This window comes from Mesorhizobium sp. CAU 1732, assembly GCF_039888675.1.
GTDB lineage: Bacteria > Pseudomonadota > Alphaproteobacteria > Rhizobiales > Rhizobiaceae > Aerobium.
Genome location: NZ_JBDQQR010000001.1, coordinates 1,099,492 through 1,114,526, shown reverse-complemented (window position 1 = coordinate 1,114,526; position 15,035 = coordinate 1,099,492). Strand labels below are relative to the sequence as shown.

Genomic DNA, 15,035 nt, shown 5'->3' with positions numbered 1-15,035 from the left:
GTCCTGCGGCCAGCGGCAACTTCTCGGTCTCTCCGGAAAGTTACTTGCCGCGACCTGTGCTCATGACAGACAATGGGCCGTCTGCGGAGTTCCAGCATGGAGATGGTTCGCAAGGTCGCTGTGATGTGCGTGGCGCGCGCAGTCATGTTCGGCACGCTTGGCATCGGCTGCACCATGTTTGCGTTCGCCTACGATCCGCCGGCTGCGTTTCGCTGCGGCGCGATCCTGACGCTCATGATGGCGGGCATCCTGATCCTGAAGGCACACTACGTGCTTCGGCAAAAACCGCGCAATACCGAAGTCTGGATCTATCTCGATGAGCGAACGCGCCCACGCGAGCCGGAGGCCGTCAAGCGCTACGCTGCGGTCCTTCGGGAAGTCTACGGACAGGCCGCAAGGATCGCGTTCGCTGTCTCTTGTGCTCTCTTCGTCATTTCTGCGCTGATGCTGGCCGCCGGCATGGAACTACAGGGGTTCCAGTCCATCCCCCGGTAGTTTTCCCCCGATCACGTCCGATCGGGGTCGGCCGGCTCGGAACCGAAATCGCGCTCCAGATCCTTGGCGATGCCCATGAAGCGGCGCATGAACTGCTCCATGTAGCCCATGGTGCGCTCGAACTCCTTGTCGTCCGGCAGGCCGGCGGCGGGCCGACCGTCCTCGAGAGCCGAAATCCGATCTTCGAGCGTGTCGACGCGATCCTGGAGCGCGTCGATGTCGCGATCGTAGGCCGCGCGCTCCTCGGCAGCCACGGTGCAGACAAGTTGCTCGGCGCGCTCCCTGCACAGCGTCATCTTGCCGGTGGTCGTGTCGAGCCGGACATAGCCATCCTCGGTGCGCTCGATCTGGTAGCGCTCGGTGTCCTGCGCCATCGATGGCGAACCGATCAGAACCGCCAACCCTGCGATGGCGTAGATGCGTCTGTCGCTCATTGGACCCTCCTTGGAAACAGATCTCGACTAGGCTCCGCATTTGTGCCGGAAATGCGATTTGCCCCCAAATTGAGGACAAGACGTGCCGCCGCGAGCGCGCTGCTTTTCATGCGTGTCCTTTGCGCTTATAGCGCTTTGCATGACCAACCTCATCTACAAGATCGTCCCACAGGATTTGTGGCGCGAGGCCGAACGCAAGGGCATCTTCACCGGTGCCCCGGTCGACATCGCCGACGGGTTCATCCATTTTTCGACCGCCGAACAGGCGCGGGAAACCGCGGCCAAGCACTTCGCAGGCCAGCGCGGCCTGCTTCTGGTCGCCATCGACGAAGATGCCCTCGGCGAAGCGTTGCGCTACGAGGTGTCGCGCGGCGGCGCACTTTTCCCGCATCTTTATGGCGATCTCGCCCTCGGCGCGGTCGTCTGGGCAAAACCGTTGCCGATCGGCGACAATGGCGCTCACAGCTTTCCGGATTTTGGCGCATGATCCCCGGCCTCGACCGGCTCGGCCAGAAGCTGCTCTTCGCGTTCGATCCCGAAACGGCGCATGGCATGTCGATCGCCGCGCTCAAGACGGGGATCCCGGTGTGCCGGACGGCACCCGCCGACCCACGCCTCGCCGTCACGGTCGCAGGGCTGGCATTTCCGAACCCGCTGGGAATGGCCGCCGGCTACGACAAGAACGGCGAGGTGCCCGACGCGCTTCTGGGCCTCGGCTTTGGCTTTGCCGAAGTCGGTACGGTCACGCCACTCCCGCAGCCGGGCAACCCCAAGCCACGTATTTTCCGCCTGACGGAAGATGGCGCTGTGATCAACCGCCTCGGCTTCAACAATGAAGGGCACGAGCGCTGCCTGACCCGCATGCAGTCGCGTTCCGGAAAAGCAGGGATCGTGGGCGTCAACATCGGCGCGAACAAGGACAGCGCGGACCGCATCGCCGACTATCGCCTCGGCGTCGAGCGCTTTGCCGCGATTGCCTCGTATCTGACCGTGAACGTGTCGTCGCCGAACACGCCGGGCCTGCGCAACCTGCAAAGCCGAGAAAGCCTGGGCGAGTTGCTTTCTGCGGTCGCGACGGCGCGCGATGCGCAACACGCCGGCGAAGGCAGGCGTACGCCGATCTTCCTGAAGATCGCGCCCGATCTTACCGAACCGGAGCTCGATGACATCGCTGCCGAAGTTCTCGACAAGCGCATCGAGGGCTTGATCGTGTCCAACACCACCCTGTCGCGTGACGGGCTCGCAAGCGCGAATGCGCGCGAGGCCGGCGGAGTTTCGGGTGGACCGCTGTTTGCCCGATCGACGGCCGTACTCGCCCGGATGCGGCGGCGGGTCGGGCCGGATATCGCGATCATCGGCGTCGGGGGGGTCGATTCCGCCGACACGGCTGCTAACAAGATCCGCGCCGGCGCTGACCTCGTCCAGCTCTACACCGGCATGATCTACGCGGGCCCCGCTCTGCCCGGCCGCATCGTTCGTGGCCTTTCCGAACTGGTGAAGCGCGAAAGCCTGAACTCGATATCCGAATTGCGCGACACCGCACTGGCCAAGTGGGAATCGGTGGCCATCTGAAAGTCCGAGATGCAGCTTCCGATCGTCCACCACCCCGACTACGACGCGCGCTTCCCATCGGACCATCGGTTTCCGATGAGCAAATATGCACGGCTGTTCGAAGTGCTTCGGGAGCGCGGGCTGGCGGACAATCTCCATGTCCCGGACCTGCCCAGCGCGGCCATGATCGGCAGGGCGCACGATGACGATTATGTCGCCCAGGTCATCGCCTGCACGGTTCCGAAAGCGATAGAGCGGGAGATCGGCTTTCCGGTTGACGAGCGTGTTTCACGGCGCGCGCAGCTCGCCACCGCAGGAACGATGCTTGCTGCCAGACTGGCCCTGTCGCACGGCATCGCCTGCAACACGGCCGGCGGGAGCCATCACGCCCGGCGGACGCAAGGTGCCGGCTTCTGCACCTTCAACGACGTCGCCGTAGCCAGCGCGAACCTTCTTGCGGACGGCACCGTGTCACGCATTCTCGTGGTCGATCTCGATGTCCATCAGGGCGACGGAACGGCGGAAATCCTCCAGGGAGAAGCTCGCGCCTTCACGTTCTCGATGCATGCGGAGAAGAACTATCCCGTCCGAAAGGCGCAATCCGATCTCGACATCGGCTTGCCGGATGGCGTTGAAGACGACGACTATGTCACCCGCCTGAACGACCTATTGCCCGAGTTGGAGCGATATGCCCGGCCTGAGCTTGTCTTCTACAATGCGGGCGTCGATCCTCACGCCGACGACAAGCTCGGCCGCCTGTCGCTTACGAAAGACGGGCTTCGGCGCCGGGACGAGGCCGTAGTCTCCTATTTCCACACGCGTGGCATCCCGTTGTGCGGCGTGATCGGGGGCGGCTATTCAAAAGACATCGACGCGCTCGCAGACAGGCATGCCATCCTGTTCGAGGCGGCGATCGCCTTCATCTAACGCCTGTAACTCAGAATCCTGAGGATGATGAAAGCCGGGATGACGATCGCCGCGCCGAGGAGCAAGTAGCCCCAGAAGCGATAGAGCGCATCAAAGCCGAGGTTCCAGATGCCAACGAAGAAGTCCTGAACACCGTAATAGACGTCCCATGGCGACCAGCCGAACGTCGCCATCACGATGCCAACCAGAAACGACACCACGATCAGCTTGACGACAACGCGCAGCGGGCTGTCGCCGAGGAACCGGTTGATCGCGGACATTCGAATTCTCCTGCCGGCTCATCCGACGCACCGCAGATACGCGCGGAGCGTGGCGTCTTCAAGATCGGGACCGCGCAGAATGCAACATGCGGCCTGTGCCGGACATGGCTCGGGCGCGACAGCAAATGCCATCGCGCCCGCAACCATGACTGGAGGTCTAATCCTTAAGCAGGATTACATGGAGCCAACCATGTCGCAGATGTCGGACATGCCATTGGCAGCCTCGGCGTTCGTGCTGGCGGTCGGGTTGTCGTCGGTTGTTTCAGCAGTCGCGACATCACCCGTCTTTGTTTCGGTCTGCGGACCAGCAGCCATGGCGTCGCAATCCGTCTTCACCTGAGTCTGCTGCTCGGTGGTGAGGTTGGCCCAGTTTGCCGTCATCTCTTCCTGCGAACGCAGGGTCCCGGCTTCCATGTCGCTGTAGAAAGCATCGCCGATTGGGCCCTGCCAGCCGGCAGGCGTCTCGACGTTGACTTCACCTGTCGTGGAATTCACGGTCTGGGCAAACGCGGCGCTACCCATTCCAAGCGAAAGTGCGAGTGCAACAATGAGCTTCGTTTTCATGGAAAATCTCCTTTTGAAATCTGCCTTGCATTGGCAAGTGCTGTACTAATCGTCGCCAGCGCAAAGTGTTCCATTGGCTTTGGCACTCATCCTGATCACAAAACAATGATAGCAAATCTGCCTTGCCGGGACGGCATGGCGCGCTGACGCGACTTCGGAGCATGAAAATCCATAATTCGCTTTGAAAAGCGTACGCAGGCGCGCGTTAAAAGCGCGACGGGCAGTCATTGAATCCGACGTAATCTGGGTTGACGCTGGAGCGGGTGAAGGGAATCGAACCCTCGTCGTAAGCTTGGGAAGCTTCTGCTCTGCCATTGAGCTACACCCGCAGCGTCGGCATTAGTCAGCCATCAGGGGCCGCGCGTCAAGCTGGATAAATTCCCGCCTCCACCTTCGAGCTCGCTTGACGCGACGCGCTGCTACCGGCAGGTGTTGACCACCGAATCCACCCCGGAACCAAGCTGTGGCCGCACTTAAATCGCTCATTGAATCCCGCCGTTTCGAGGCAGTCATCACCGTGCTCATCGTGATGAACGCGATCACGCTTGGGTTGGAGACGTCGAGCACCATAATGACGCGCTATGGTGCGCTCCTGACGGCCCTCGACCGGGCGATCCTCTCCGTCTTCGTGCTCGAACTCGTTGCACGCGTTCTCGTTTATCGGTCGACGTTCTTTCGCGACCCGTGGCGTGTGTTCGATTTCTTCGTCGTCGCGGTCGCGCTCATTCCTGCGACCGGCAGCCTCTCGGTTCTGCGTGCGCTGCGTATCCTGCGCATTCTCAGGCTGATCAGCATCGTACCGTCGCTGCGGCGCGTCGTCAGCGGCCTTGTGGCCGCACTGCCGGGCATGGGATCGATCGTGCTTCTGCTCTCGCTGGTCTTCTATGTCTTCGCCGTGATGGCGACCAAGCTGTTCGGTACGACGTTCCCGGAGACGTTCGGCACGCTCGGCAGTTCAGCCTATACGCTTTTCGAAATCATGACGATGGACAGTTGGTCGACCGGCACGGTGCGGCCCATGCTCGACGTCCACCCCTATGCGTGGCTCTTCTTCCTGCCCTTCATCGTGCTGACGTCCTTTGCCGTTCTGAACCTCTTCATCGGCATCATCGTGTCGGCGATGCAGGAGCAGCACGATGCCGACGAAAGCGCCGAGCGCGCGGATATACGCGACGACCAGGAGGCCATCCTGTCGGAGATCAGGGCGCTGCGGGAAGAGGTTCGGTCGCTGAAAGGGAACGCGCTTTAAGCGTCAGGCGCGCGGAAATGCTTGGAAAGCTTCAGGCCCTGCGCCTGATAGTTCGATTTCAGATCCAGCCCGTAGAGCTTGTCGGGGCGTCCCAGCATGTGCTCGTAGACGAGCCGGCCGACGATCTGGCCGTGCTCCAGGATGAACGGCACCTCGTGGCTTCGCACCTCCAGAACGGCGCGGCTTCCGGTGCCACCTGCCGACGTGTGCCCGAAGCCCGGATCGAAGAAACCGGCATAGTGGACGCGAAACTCGCCGACGAGCGGGTCGAACGGCGTCATCTCTGCTGCGAAGTCCGGCGGCACGTGGACCGCCTCGCGTGAGACGAGGATGTAGAACTCGTCCGGGTCGAGGATCAGCTCGCCCTTGCCGCGCGCGTGCAGCGGCTCCCAGAAATCGTGGAGATCGTGCGCGCCGCGCTTGTCGACATCGACGACCGCGGTGTGATGCTTGCCGCGGTAGCCGATGAGGCCATCTGCGTTGCCGTTCAGGTCGATCGACAGGGCTATCCCGCCGCCGGAAATATTGGGGTTTTCCGCAGCCACCAAGGTGGAGCGCTCGTGCACGCCGTGCAGTTCGGGTTCAGTCAGGAGTGCGTTGCCCTTCCGGAACCGTATCTGCGACAGCCGCGAACCGGCACGCACGACGATCGGAAAGGTGCGTGGGCTGACTTCGATCCACAGTGGCCCTTGATAGCCGGCAGGGATCTTGTCGAACTCCTGCGTGCGATCGGCCATGACGCGCGTGAAGATGTCGAGACGACCGGTCGAACTCTTCGGGTTTGCCGAGGCGGAGACGTCGTCAGGCAGCGCGAGCGTTTCCTGAAGCGGCACGATGTAGACGCATCCCGTCTCCAGCACCGCGCCTGCGGAGAGGTCGATTTCATGCAGCTTGAGCCGGTCGAGCTTGTCAGCGACCGTGTTGGCAGGGCCGGGCAAGAAGCTCGCGCGGACACGATACGCCGTCTTCCCCAGCCTCAGGTCGAGGCTTGCGGGCTGAATCTGGTCGTCATCGAGCGCGCCAGTGGACACCAGCGCTTTGGCCTCGAAGAGACCCGCAATATCGCGATCGGGTAATATGCCTGTCGCGCGCAAAATCGCTTCCCGCCTTTGCATTGACGCATATCGTTCTCCCAAAACCGGTTCCCACTTTTGGGCGATATGCTCGAAATGCCGGCGAGGTTTAATGAGCGCGGCGATTGACGCAAGGCGGGTGTGAGAATATAGCACCTTTATCCCGTGGTGATTTGGCCGGTCGGCTTGCAGCCACGTTAAACAAGTCGCTAAAGGGCCGTGGTGAAAACCGGCATGCGACTTTCGCGGCCGGTTTTTTTTGTTTTTGAGGCATGACCATGACGAACGAGACGACCCGGAACTGGAAGCCCGCGACCGCGATGGTTCATGGCGGCACGCTCAGGTCACAGTTTGGCGAGACGTCGGAGGCCATGTATCTGACGCAGGGCTTCGTCTACGAGACGGCGGAGGCCGCCGAAGCCCGCTTCAAGGGAGAGACGCAGGGCTTCATCTATTCGCGCTACGCGAACCCCACCGTCGACATGTTCGAAAAGCGCATGTGTGCGCTCGAAGGCGCCGAAGATGCTCGCGCCACCGCATCGGGCATGGCAGCGGTTTCGGCCGCTCTCCTTTGCAGCGTCAAGGCCGGCGACCACGTCATCGCCGCACGCGCCTTGTTCGGATCCTGCCGCTGGGTGGTCGAGACCCTCATGCCTAAATACGGAATCGAGACCACGCTCGTGGACGGCACGAAGATGGAGGAGTGGGAAAAGGCCGTTCGCCCGAACACCAAGCTCTTCTTCCTCGAAAGCCCGACAAATCCGACGCTCGAGGTCATCGACATCGCGGCGGTTGCGAAAATCGCGAATTCGATCGGCGCGCGCGTCGTGGTGGACAACGTGTTCGCGACGCCGTTGCAGCAAAAGCCACTGGAACTCGGCGCGCATGTCGTCGTCTATTCGGCCACCAAGCACATCGACGGCCAGGGCCGGTGTCTGGGCGGCGTGATCCTCTCGGACAAGAAGTGGATCGACGAGAATTTGCACGACTATTTCCGCCACACGGGTCCGTCGCTCTCGCCGTTCAACGCGTGGACGCTCCTCAAGGGCCTGGAGACCCTGCCGATCCGCGTGAAGCAGCAGACTGAGAGCGCAGGGCGCATCGCGGGACATCTGGCGTGCCATCCAGCGGTCGGACGCGTCATCTATCCCGGCCGCAACGACCACCCGCAGGCCGACATCATCGCGCGCCAGATGACGGGCGGATCGACCCTGATCTGCTTCGAGCTCAAGGGCGGCAAGAACGCCGCGTTCCGGTTCTCCAACGAATTGGAGATCGTGAAGATCTCGAACAATCTGGGCGACGCGAAGTCCCTGATCACGCATCCCGCCACGACCACCCACAAGAACCTGTCGGACGATGCGCGTGCCGAACTCGGCATCGACGGCGGGACGCTGCGCATCTCGATCGGACTGGAAGATGCGGACGACCTGATCGGCGACATCGACCGCGCGCTCGAAAAGGCCTGAGGTCTCAGCCGAACATCCGGGCAGCGAGCACGATACGCGACAGGGCTGTGTAGAAGCATAGGGCTGCGAACACATACGCCAGCGCCGGGAACCACGCGGGCACAAGGCAGAACGCGACGAAGAAGACTATCGTCTCCGTCGCTTCAGCCAGCCCTGTCGTGAAGAACAGCGATTTCTGTCCCCTCGCCCCGGTTTCCAGTCCGCGCTTCTCGGCCATTACCGCATAGGCGAGGAAGCTCGATCCGTTGACGTAGAACGAGAAGACGAGCACGGCGCCCGCGACCGCATTGGCGGACGGGTCGGCTATCACGAACCCGATCGGGATCGCTCCGTAGAAGACGAAGTCGAGGACGATGTCGAGATAACCGCCGAGGTCCGTCTTGCCATCGATCCTGGCGACGGCTCCGTCGAGCCCGTCGCCCAGCCGGCTGACCAGGAGCAAAGCCAAGCCCACAAGATACTGTTCGAAGGCAATCGCCGCGGCGGCGGCGAGGCCGATCGCGCAGGCACTGAGGGTGATGGTGTTCGCGCCGATGCGGGCACGCGATAGTCGGACCGCAATCCGATCCAGCGTCGGATCGAGGCGTTTCCTCGCCCAGCCGTCAAACATGGTGCCTCCAGAGACCGTGCCAGTTGCTATAGAACCGTATCGTTCGGATTGCACCCTGCCCTGCCGCTGGGTCAGTCACATTTGCGACATGCAACTTGACCGATCGCGGTTACACCACACACTGTCGGCGCAAGATGACGTCCGCGCCTTCGCGCGACGGCGACCGAACGCAGAGCAATTCACATGTATCGCACGACGACGCGCAGTATCGAGGTTGAGGTGGAGCCGTTCTACCTGGCCGACCGCTCCGAACCGGAGGAGAGCCGCTTTGTTTGGGGCTATCGCGTCACGATCGCGAACAATTCGCATGAGCCCGTCCAGCTCGTGTCGCGCTACTGGCGCATCACGGACGGGCTGGGGCGCGTCGAAGAGGTGCGCGGGCCGGGCGTCGTCGGGGAACAGCCGGAGCTTCAGCCGGGCGACAGCTACCAATACACGTCGGGATGCCCGCTCCGGACGCCCTCCGGCTTGATGGTGGGGGTCTATACGATGCGGGATTCCGACGGCGCGTTTTTCGACGTCGATATTCCGGCATTCTCGCTCGACCTGCCCGATCAGGCCCGCTCGGTCAACTGAGCAGCCGCAGGGCTGGTCAGGAGCGCTTCCGTGAAGCAGGCGCTCGACGCCGCGAGCCGGGAGCCGGCAACAATGTGGGACGATCAAAGAGCTGGTTTTCTTCCGCCACCCGGTAGGCGACCCATGCGCCAAGCGCCATAAGCAACAGTCTCATCATCGAACTCCATGGTTTGTCCCTGCTGCAACACGGCTGGAACGCGATGGTTCCCGGCGAGTTTATGTGGGACCTATCTCAGGAGGGACAGATGGCCGACAGACAACCCATTTCGACAGCCCCGCGCAACGGCAGCAAGGTCACCGTCTACTGGACGGACGCCGATGGACAGGAGAATGAGTCCATCGCCCAGTTTCGCTCGCTCGACCGGCTTCGCGCGGGCGGCGGAGAATGGGAGGAAGCGGATGCCGGCTGGTGGGTTTATGTCGACGGCGATACGCAGAAGCGTGTCGAGCCGACAGGCTGTGCGTCCGAAACGCAGGAGGATGAGGACTAATTGTCCTCGTCGGACATGGTATCGGCCTCGGGAAACAGTTCCGGGTCCATCAATGCGCGACCGAAGCGATAGAGGATATCGGCAGCGAGTTCGCGTCGCTCGCCGAGAAGGCGGTTATACGCCTTTCCAGCCGTGAAATTCATGCGGCGGTGGGCGTCTGGATTGAGTTCATGAATTGCCTGCGCCAGACAGATCGCGATCTCGCAGACCGCCTGGGCCGTTTCTTCGCGCATCTCGGCGCGTGTCGGAATACTGTCCGGCATGCAATCGGCTCTTTACCCTGCCCCAATGCGCCATTGTGCACGGGATGCATTGACTATTCATTAAGCGTGTCGCGTCAGGGCAATCATCACGGTTATCATGCCCCCTCCGCGTGGGAGGGGATCCGAACGGTCAGCGTTCGAACATCTGCCCGCAGCCGTCTCCATCCCAGTCCTGACAGGCCATACGAGCGTTTTCGGGCCGCATGGTCTGGTCCTTGTGCTCGACGAGTGCTGAAAAGCCCCATCCGAAACTGGCGGCGACGAGCGCTATGACGATGAGCTTGATTGTCATCTTGATCCGTTCATTCGAGGCCCGCCGCCCAAGCCTTCCGCGATCCTTGCAGCATCGCGTTCACAAAGCCCTTACTCCGTCATTAACCATCACCGTATACGCTGCTGGTGATTATGTTCAATCCTTGGCGGTGCAAGACAGAATCGCTTTTGCATCCTCTCCAAGCGTAGCATCAAAAAGCTGCGCCTCGTCACCCTTCGTCCACCATACATATTGCCCACCCGCATATCTCGCGCCGGAAGCGGCAATTACGTTGGACGCCACGACAGCTTCGCCGCCTATTTCAAAGGTGACCAGCGAGACAGTTCCCGCGTTGATGTACGTTACCCCCAGATCGCGACCATCACAATTATAGGTGACATCAGTCTGTTCGAGAGGGGCATCGCCGGGCACGGTGATTGTGAGCTCGACGGCGAATGCGCCAGACAGCCCGGTTATCAAAAAGGCAATGGATAGCAGCCAGGCGCGCATGCGCATTCTCCCGTCGCTTTGGTTACAAGCCAAGCTTGCGACGGGAGCACGTTGGGATCAAGGCCGCGACGGATTATTCGGAAGGGCCGAACCCGGCCGGGTCGAACGTGTAGTGCTTCGAGCAGAACTCGCATGACACGCCGATCGAGCCATCCTCGGTGCTCTCGGCGATCTCCTCGGCCGTAAAGCTCTCCAGAACCGACCTGATCTTCTCGCGCGAGCAGGAGCAATCGTCGAGAACCTCGCGGCCCTCGAAGACGCGCACGCCGCGCTCGTGGAACAGGCGATAGAGAAGCCGTTCCGAACCGACGGTCGGGTCGAGCAGTTCGTCCGCCTCGACGGTGCCGAGCAGAGCCTGCACCTCGGTCCAGGAATCGTCAGTCGGATCGGGCGCGTCACCGTCATCACCGTCGCCGCCCGGAAGATCGGGCAGGCGCAACCGATCGGGAGCCTGAGGCAGGAACTGCGCAAGCAATCCGCCGGCGCGCCAATGGGTCTCGGCGCCAGCGGGACCGCGCACGACCTGGCGCGCGACCGACAGCCGCACTTCCGTTGGAATCTGCTCGGACTGGCGGAAATAGGTCCGTGCCGCGTCCTCCAGTGACGTGCCGTCAAGCTGCACGATGCCCTGATAACGCTGCATGTATGTGCCCTGGTCGATGGTCAGCGCCAGCACGCCGGCGCCCAGAAGATCTGTCGGGGATGCGCGGCCTTCATCGACCGCCGCCTGGAGACGTTCGGGATCGAACCGCGCGTAGGCGCGCAGGGAATGCGGTGTGGAGAAATCCGCGACGAGCATATCGACCGGTCCGTCGGACCGCGTCTGGAGGATGAACTTGCCTTCGAATTTCAGCGACGTTCCAAGGAGCACCGTGAGCGCCATTGCCTCTGCCAGAAGCTGGGCAACGGGCTCGGGATAGTCATGGCGCGCGAGGATCGCGTCCAGGACCGGGCCCAGTTGAACGATGCGGCCGCGCGCATCGAGCGCGGAGACCTCGAAGGGAACGACGTGATCGTCGCCGGCGAAGCCGAATTCGCCGAGTTGTCTTTCCGTATCAGCCACTTGGCAATTCCTGTCATGGCGCATCTGCGATGCTTCGACAGCATCGCGAACGCAGGCGCAAAATCAATCCGTGCGCGAGGTTTCGGGGTGAACGCGGTAGATAGTGCCGCGACCCGCCCGCATCAAGCGCCGAAACACCACGCGATGACGGCCTTCTGCGCATGCAGGCGGTTCTCCGCCTCGTCGAAGACGACCGAGTTGGGACCGTCGATGACCGCGTCGGTGACCTCTTCGCCGCGATGCGCAGGCAGGCAATGCATGAAGAGCGCGTCCGGCTTCGCGCGCGCCATCAGATCCTCGTTGACCTGATAGGGCGTGAAAACGTTATGGCCGCGCGCGCGATGCTCCTGCCCCATCGAAACCCAGGTGTCGGTGACGATGCAGTCCGCATCCGCCACAGCGTCTTCGGCCGATCGCATGATGGCGACGCGGCCGCCATTCTTGCCCGACCAATCGATGAATTCCTGTGCCGGCTCGCTGCCTTCCGGCACGGCGATGTTGAGCCTGAAATCGAAGCGCGCCGACGCTTCCATCAGCGAATGCAGCACGTTGTTGCCGTCGCCCGTCCAGGCGAAGAGCTTGTCCTTCACCGGCCCGCGATGCTCCTCGTAGGTCATCACGTCGGCCATGATCTGGCAGGGATGCGTGTCGTCGGTCAGCCCGTTGATGACGGGGACGGTGGCATGCTGCGTCAGCTCGACCAGTCGGTCATGCGACGTCGTGCGGATCATGATGGCGTCGACGTAGCGTGACAGGACCTTGGCGGTATCCGCGATCGTCTCGGAGCGGCCGAGCTGCATTTCGGTGCCCGTGAGCATGATCGTCTCGCCGCCGAGCTGGCGCATGCCGACATCGAAGGAGACACGGGTGCGGGTCGAGGGTTTCTCGAAGATCATCGCCAGAACCTTGCCGTCGAGCGGACGTTCCCGCGCGCCGGAGTTCAGGCGGTGCTTGCGCGCCCGCGCGTCATCGAGGATCGTACGCAGTTCAGCGGCCGAAACCTTGGACAGATCGGTAAAATGCCGGAACGGAGCCTTCATGATGCACTTCCCTTGCCGTTCGACTGGCTGAGTGTGGCGGCCGCGGCCCTGATGCGCTCAACGCCTTCGCGGATTTCCTCTTCGCTGACCGTCAGAGGCGGCAGAAGGCGGACGACGTTGTCGCCTGCGGGAACGGCCAGGAAATGTTGGTCGCGCAGCGCTGCGTTGACGGCCGTGTTCGGCACCTTGCACTTGAGGCCCAGCATCAGCCCCGTGCCGCGCACTTCCTCGAAGATCTCCGGAAATTCGTCGACGACGGAGGCCAGAGCCTGCTTTGCAGCCAACGCCTTGTCGCTCACCGACTGAAGGAAGCCATCTTCGAGCACGACGTCGAGCACGGCGTTGCCCACAGCCATGGCGAGCGGGTTTCCGCCAAAGGTGGTGCCATGCACGCCGGGCGTCATCCCCATCGCCGCATGGTCCGTCGCAAGGCAGGCGCCGACAGGGAAGCCGCCCCCGATGCCCTTGGCGATCGCCATGATGTCGGGCGTGATGCCCGACCATTCATGCGCGAAGAACTTGCCGGTACGGCCAACGCCCGACTGGACTTCATCGAAGATCAGCAGGAGGCCGTGATCATCGCAAAGCTGGCGTAGTTTCTGCAGGAACTGCGCAGGCAGAAGGCGGATTCCGCCCTCGCCCTGAACGGGCTCGATCAGGATGCCGGCTGTTTCCGGTCCAATCGCCTTCTCGGCGGCTTCCAGATCGCCGAACGCGACCTGGTCGAAGCCTTCGACCTTGGGGCCGAAGCCCTCCAGATATTTCGGCTGGCCGCCGGCCGCGATCGTCGCAAGGGTCCGGCCATGGAAGGCGCCCTCGAAGGTCACGATGCGATAGCGCTCTGGATGGCCGTTCACATACTGAAACCGGCGCGCGGTCTTGATGGCGCATTCCAGCGCTTCGGCGCCGGAATTCGTGAAAAAGACCTTGTCGGCAAACGTATTTTCGACCAGGCGGTCGCCGAGACGGCTCTGGCCGGGGATTTCATAGAGATTGGAGACATGCCAGAGCTTCGCGGCCTGTTCGGTGAGCGCTGCCACAAGATGTGGATGGCTGTGGCCCAGCGAATTGACCGCGATACCGCCGGCGAAATCGAGATATCGCTCGCCGCTCTCCGTCACCAGCCAGCTTCCCTCACCCCGGTCGAATGCCAGGGGTGCGCGGGCGAAGGTCTCGTAAAGCGCCGAACCGCTCATTATATGTGTCTCCGACAGCCTCAATCGCATTTCGTGCGAGGCCGTCGGTCAAGTGCCTCAGGCCGCGCGGCAAATCAAAAAAGCCGCCCAAAGGGCGGCGGATGCCGAACTATATCGGCTGTCGGGGCACTTGTGTCAATTGAAACGTCCCTTTTCGGTCTCCCGCGGCCGAAGCTGACAGAGGAAATCTTGACGTGGCTCGCAGCCAAGTTGGGGAAAACCGAGAAATCCGATTCGCCAGCAGGCCCGGACTCTTGTCACCGAGTCAGCCGATACTGTAGTTTGAGGCCAAGAAATAACTAGATTTCGTGCGGCGGATCTAATCACCCCAGCAGATGTGGTGTCGCACCGGCAAGGGCCGGGCGAAGAAGGATTCGGATTCCGCGCACGCTTTAAGCAGGAGCCTGTCGCCATGAACTGGACCGACGAACGTGTTGAGATGCTCAAGAAGCTGTGGTCCGAAGGACTGAGCGCGAGCCAGATCGCGACGCAACTCGGCGGCGTCAGCCGCAACGCCGTCATCGGCAAGGTTCACCGTCTGAAATTGTCGGCGCGCGGCCGCACCTCGTCCGCTCAGCCGCGGGTAAAGAAGACGGTGACGACCACAACCGTCAAGGCGACGGTCCGCCCGACGCGTCCCGTCACGATGACTGTCGGTGCAAACGCGCTGGCCACCCAATTCGACGCGGAGCCGATCGCACGGCAGGTGATGCGTCCGCAGGAGAACGTCGTGATCCCGATCTCGCGCAAGCTGACGCTGATCCAGCTCACCGAGCGCACCTGCAAGTGGCCGAACGGCGACCCGCTCAGCGAGGAATTCAATTTCTGCGGCAACGAAGCCGGCGAAAACGGACCCTATTGCGGCTACCACAGCAAGGTCGCCTATCAGCCGGTTTCGGAGCGCCGCCGCGCGCGCTGACCTGAGATCGGCGTACACTCAATGGTTTGAATTCAAGGCGTGGAGCGCTCCCGTTTCATGCCTCTATTTGTCTGCTGTCGCAGTTGCGAGGG

Annotated in this window: 20 protein-coding genes, 1 tRNA gene and 1 riboswitch; of the genes, 9 read left to right on the top strand and 12 right to left on the bottom strand. The window is 62.3% G+C overall.

The features are described 5' to 3' along the window. Positions 1-96: 96 nt before the first annotated feature. Entirely contained in the window at positions 97-495 is a 399-nt protein-coding gene (locus AAFN55_RS05505; protein ID WP_347797861.1) for a hypothetical protein, read from the top strand. A gap of 11 nt (positions 496-506) precedes the next feature. Here the strand turns inward: AAFN55_RS05505 and AAFN55_RS05500 are convergent, their stop codons facing one another. Continuing rightward, complete coding sequence (locus tag AAFN55_RS05500; RefSeq protein ID WP_347797860.1) at positions 507-929, bottom strand: hypothetical protein; 423 nt, start codon at positions 927-929, stop codon at positions 507-509. A 139-nt stretch (positions 930-1,068) separates the two neighbouring features. Between AAFN55_RS05500 and AAFN55_RS05495 the strand changes: the two genes are divergently transcribed. From AAFN55_RS05495 to AAFN55_RS05485, 3 genes are read left to right on the top strand one after another with little or no spacing between them, the layout of a single operon-like run. Beyond that, entirely contained in the window at positions 1,069-1,416 is a 348-nt protein-coding gene (locus tag AAFN55_RS05495) for a DUF952 domain-containing protein (RefSeq protein ID WP_347797859.1), read from the top strand. Next, positions 1,416-2,501, top strand: a complete 1,086-nt coding sequence (locus AAFN55_RS05490) for a quinone-dependent dihydroorotate dehydrogenase (RefSeq protein ID WP_347800193.1) — start codon at positions 1,416-1,418, stop codon at positions 2,499-2,501. The genes AAFN55_RS05495 and AAFN55_RS05490 overlap by 1 nt, the downstream gene beginning before the upstream one ends. Before the next feature lie 9 nt (positions 2,502-2,510). Next, the gene (locus AAFN55_RS05485; protein WP_347797858.1) at positions 2,511-3,407 is read left to right on the top strand and encodes a histone deacetylase; all 897 of its coding nucleotides are present in this window, start codon (positions 2,511-2,513) and stop codon (positions 3,405-3,407) included. On the opposite strand, the gene AAFN55_RS05480 is transcribed toward AAFN55_RS05485, so the two are convergent. From AAFN55_RS05480 to AAFN55_RS05470, 3 genes are all read right to left on the bottom strand, one after another. Further along, complete coding sequence (locus AAFN55_RS05480) at positions 3,404-3,667, bottom strand: DUF6460 domain-containing protein (protein ID WP_347797857.1); 264 nt, start codon at positions 3,665-3,667, stop codon at positions 3,404-3,406. The two genes, AAFN55_RS05485 and AAFN55_RS05480, sit on opposite strands and share 4 nt — an antisense overlap. 174 nt (positions 3,668-3,841) lie before the next feature. Continuing rightward, positions 3,842-4,231, bottom strand: coding sequence for a hypothetical protein (locus AAFN55_RS05475; RefSeq protein ID WP_347797856.1), 390 nt, complete (start codon positions 4,229-4,231; stop codon positions 3,842-3,844). 255 nt (positions 4,232-4,486) lie between these two features. Continuing rightward, positions 4,487-4,560 (bottom strand) — tRNA-Gly (locus AAFN55_RS05470). Positions 4,561-4,694: 134 nt separating this feature from the next. Here AAFN55_RS05470 and AAFN55_RS05465 point away from each other — a divergent pair. Next, positions 4,695-5,480, top strand: coding sequence for an ion transporter (locus AAFN55_RS05465; protein WP_347797855.1), 786 nt, complete (start codon positions 4,695-4,697; stop codon positions 5,478-5,480). Here AAFN55_RS05465 and AAFN55_RS05460 read toward each other — a convergent pair. Continuing rightward, on the bottom strand, positions 5,477-6,577 hold the full coding sequence (locus tag AAFN55_RS05460; protein WP_347800192.1) for a 2'-deoxycytidine 5'-triphosphate deaminase: 1,101 nt from the start codon (positions 6,575-6,577) through the stop codon (positions 5,477-5,479). The genes AAFN55_RS05465 and AAFN55_RS05460 overlap by 4 nt on opposite strands. A gap of 131 nt (positions 6,578-6,708) precedes the next feature. Further along, positions 6,709-6,786: riboswitch (SAM riboswitch) on the top strand. 45 nt (positions 6,787-6,831) lie between these two features. Between AAFN55_RS05460 and AAFN55_RS05455 the strand changes: the two genes are divergently transcribed. Then, positions 6,832-8,022 carry an O-succinylhomoserine sulfhydrylase gene (locus AAFN55_RS05455; protein WP_347797854.1) on the top strand — a complete coding sequence of 397 codons (1,191 nt, stop codon included), beginning with the start codon at positions 6,832-6,834 and terminating at the stop codon, positions 8,020-8,022. Positions 8,023-8,026: 4 nt separating this feature from the next. Here the strand turns inward: AAFN55_RS05455 and AAFN55_RS05450 are convergent, their stop codons facing one another. Further along, complete coding sequence (locus tag AAFN55_RS05450; protein WP_347797853.1) at positions 8,027-8,632, bottom strand: CDP-alcohol phosphatidyltransferase family protein; 606 nt, start codon at positions 8,630-8,632, stop codon at positions 8,027-8,029. A gap of 183 nt (positions 8,633-8,815) precedes the next feature. On the opposite strand from AAFN55_RS05450, the gene apaG reads away from it, so the two are divergent. Together apaG and AAFN55_RS05440 are read left to right on the top strand one after the other, a co-directional pair. Then, positions 8,816-9,208 (top strand): Co2+/Mg2+ efflux protein ApaG, encoded by a 393-nt coding sequence (gene apaG, locus AAFN55_RS05445; protein WP_347797852.1) that lies wholly within the window; start codon positions 8,816-8,818, stop codon positions 9,206-9,208. A 245-nt stretch (positions 9,209-9,453) separates the two neighbouring features. Continuing rightward, on the top strand, positions 9,454-9,699 hold the full coding sequence (locus AAFN55_RS05440; protein WP_347797851.1) for a hypothetical protein: 246 nt from the start codon (positions 9,454-9,456) through the stop codon (positions 9,697-9,699). Here AAFN55_RS05440 and AAFN55_RS05435 read toward each other — a convergent pair. From AAFN55_RS05435 to AAFN55_RS05410, 6 genes are all read right to left on the bottom strand, one after another. Continuing rightward, on the bottom strand, positions 9,696-9,962 hold the full coding sequence (locus tag AAFN55_RS05435) for a hypothetical protein (RefSeq protein WP_347797850.1): 267 nt from the start codon (positions 9,960-9,962) through the stop codon (positions 9,696-9,698). The genes AAFN55_RS05440 and AAFN55_RS05435 overlap by 4 nt on opposite strands. Positions 9,963-10,092: 130 nt before the next feature. Beyond that, the gene (locus AAFN55_RS05430; RefSeq protein ID WP_347797849.1) at positions 10,093-10,254 is read right to left on the bottom strand and encodes a hypothetical protein; all 162 of its coding nucleotides are present in this window, start codon (positions 10,252-10,254) and stop codon (positions 10,093-10,095) included. 117 nt (positions 10,255-10,371) lie between these two features. After that, on the bottom strand, positions 10,372-10,725 hold the full coding sequence (locus AAFN55_RS05425) for an MliC family protein (protein WP_347797848.1): 354 nt from the start codon (positions 10,723-10,725) through the stop codon (positions 10,372-10,374). A 73-nt stretch (positions 10,726-10,798) separates the two neighbouring features. Then, on the bottom strand, positions 10,799-11,812 hold the full coding sequence (locus tag AAFN55_RS05420) for an Hsp33 family molecular chaperone (RefSeq protein WP_347797847.1): 1,014 nt from the start codon (positions 11,810-11,812) through the stop codon (positions 10,799-10,801). Between the two features lie 98 nt (positions 11,813-11,910). Then, positions 11,911-12,828, bottom strand: a complete 918-nt coding sequence (argF, locus tag AAFN55_RS05415) for an ornithine carbamoyltransferase (protein WP_347797846.1) — start codon at positions 12,826-12,828, stop codon at positions 11,911-11,913. Beyond that, complete coding sequence (locus AAFN55_RS05410; RefSeq protein ID WP_347797845.1) at positions 12,825-14,024, bottom strand: aspartate aminotransferase family protein; 1,200 nt, start codon at positions 14,022-14,024, stop codon at positions 12,825-12,827. The genes argF and AAFN55_RS05410 overlap by 4 nt, the downstream gene beginning before the upstream one ends. A gap of 412 nt (positions 14,025-14,436) precedes the next feature. Between AAFN55_RS05410 and AAFN55_RS05405 the strand changes: the two genes are divergently transcribed. Continuing rightward, the gene (locus AAFN55_RS05405) at positions 14,437-14,943 is read left to right on the top strand and encodes a GcrA family cell cycle regulator (RefSeq protein ID WP_347797844.1); all 507 of its coding nucleotides are present in this window, start codon (positions 14,437-14,439) and stop codon (positions 14,941-14,943) included. Positions 14,944-15,035: the final 92 nt, after the last annotated feature.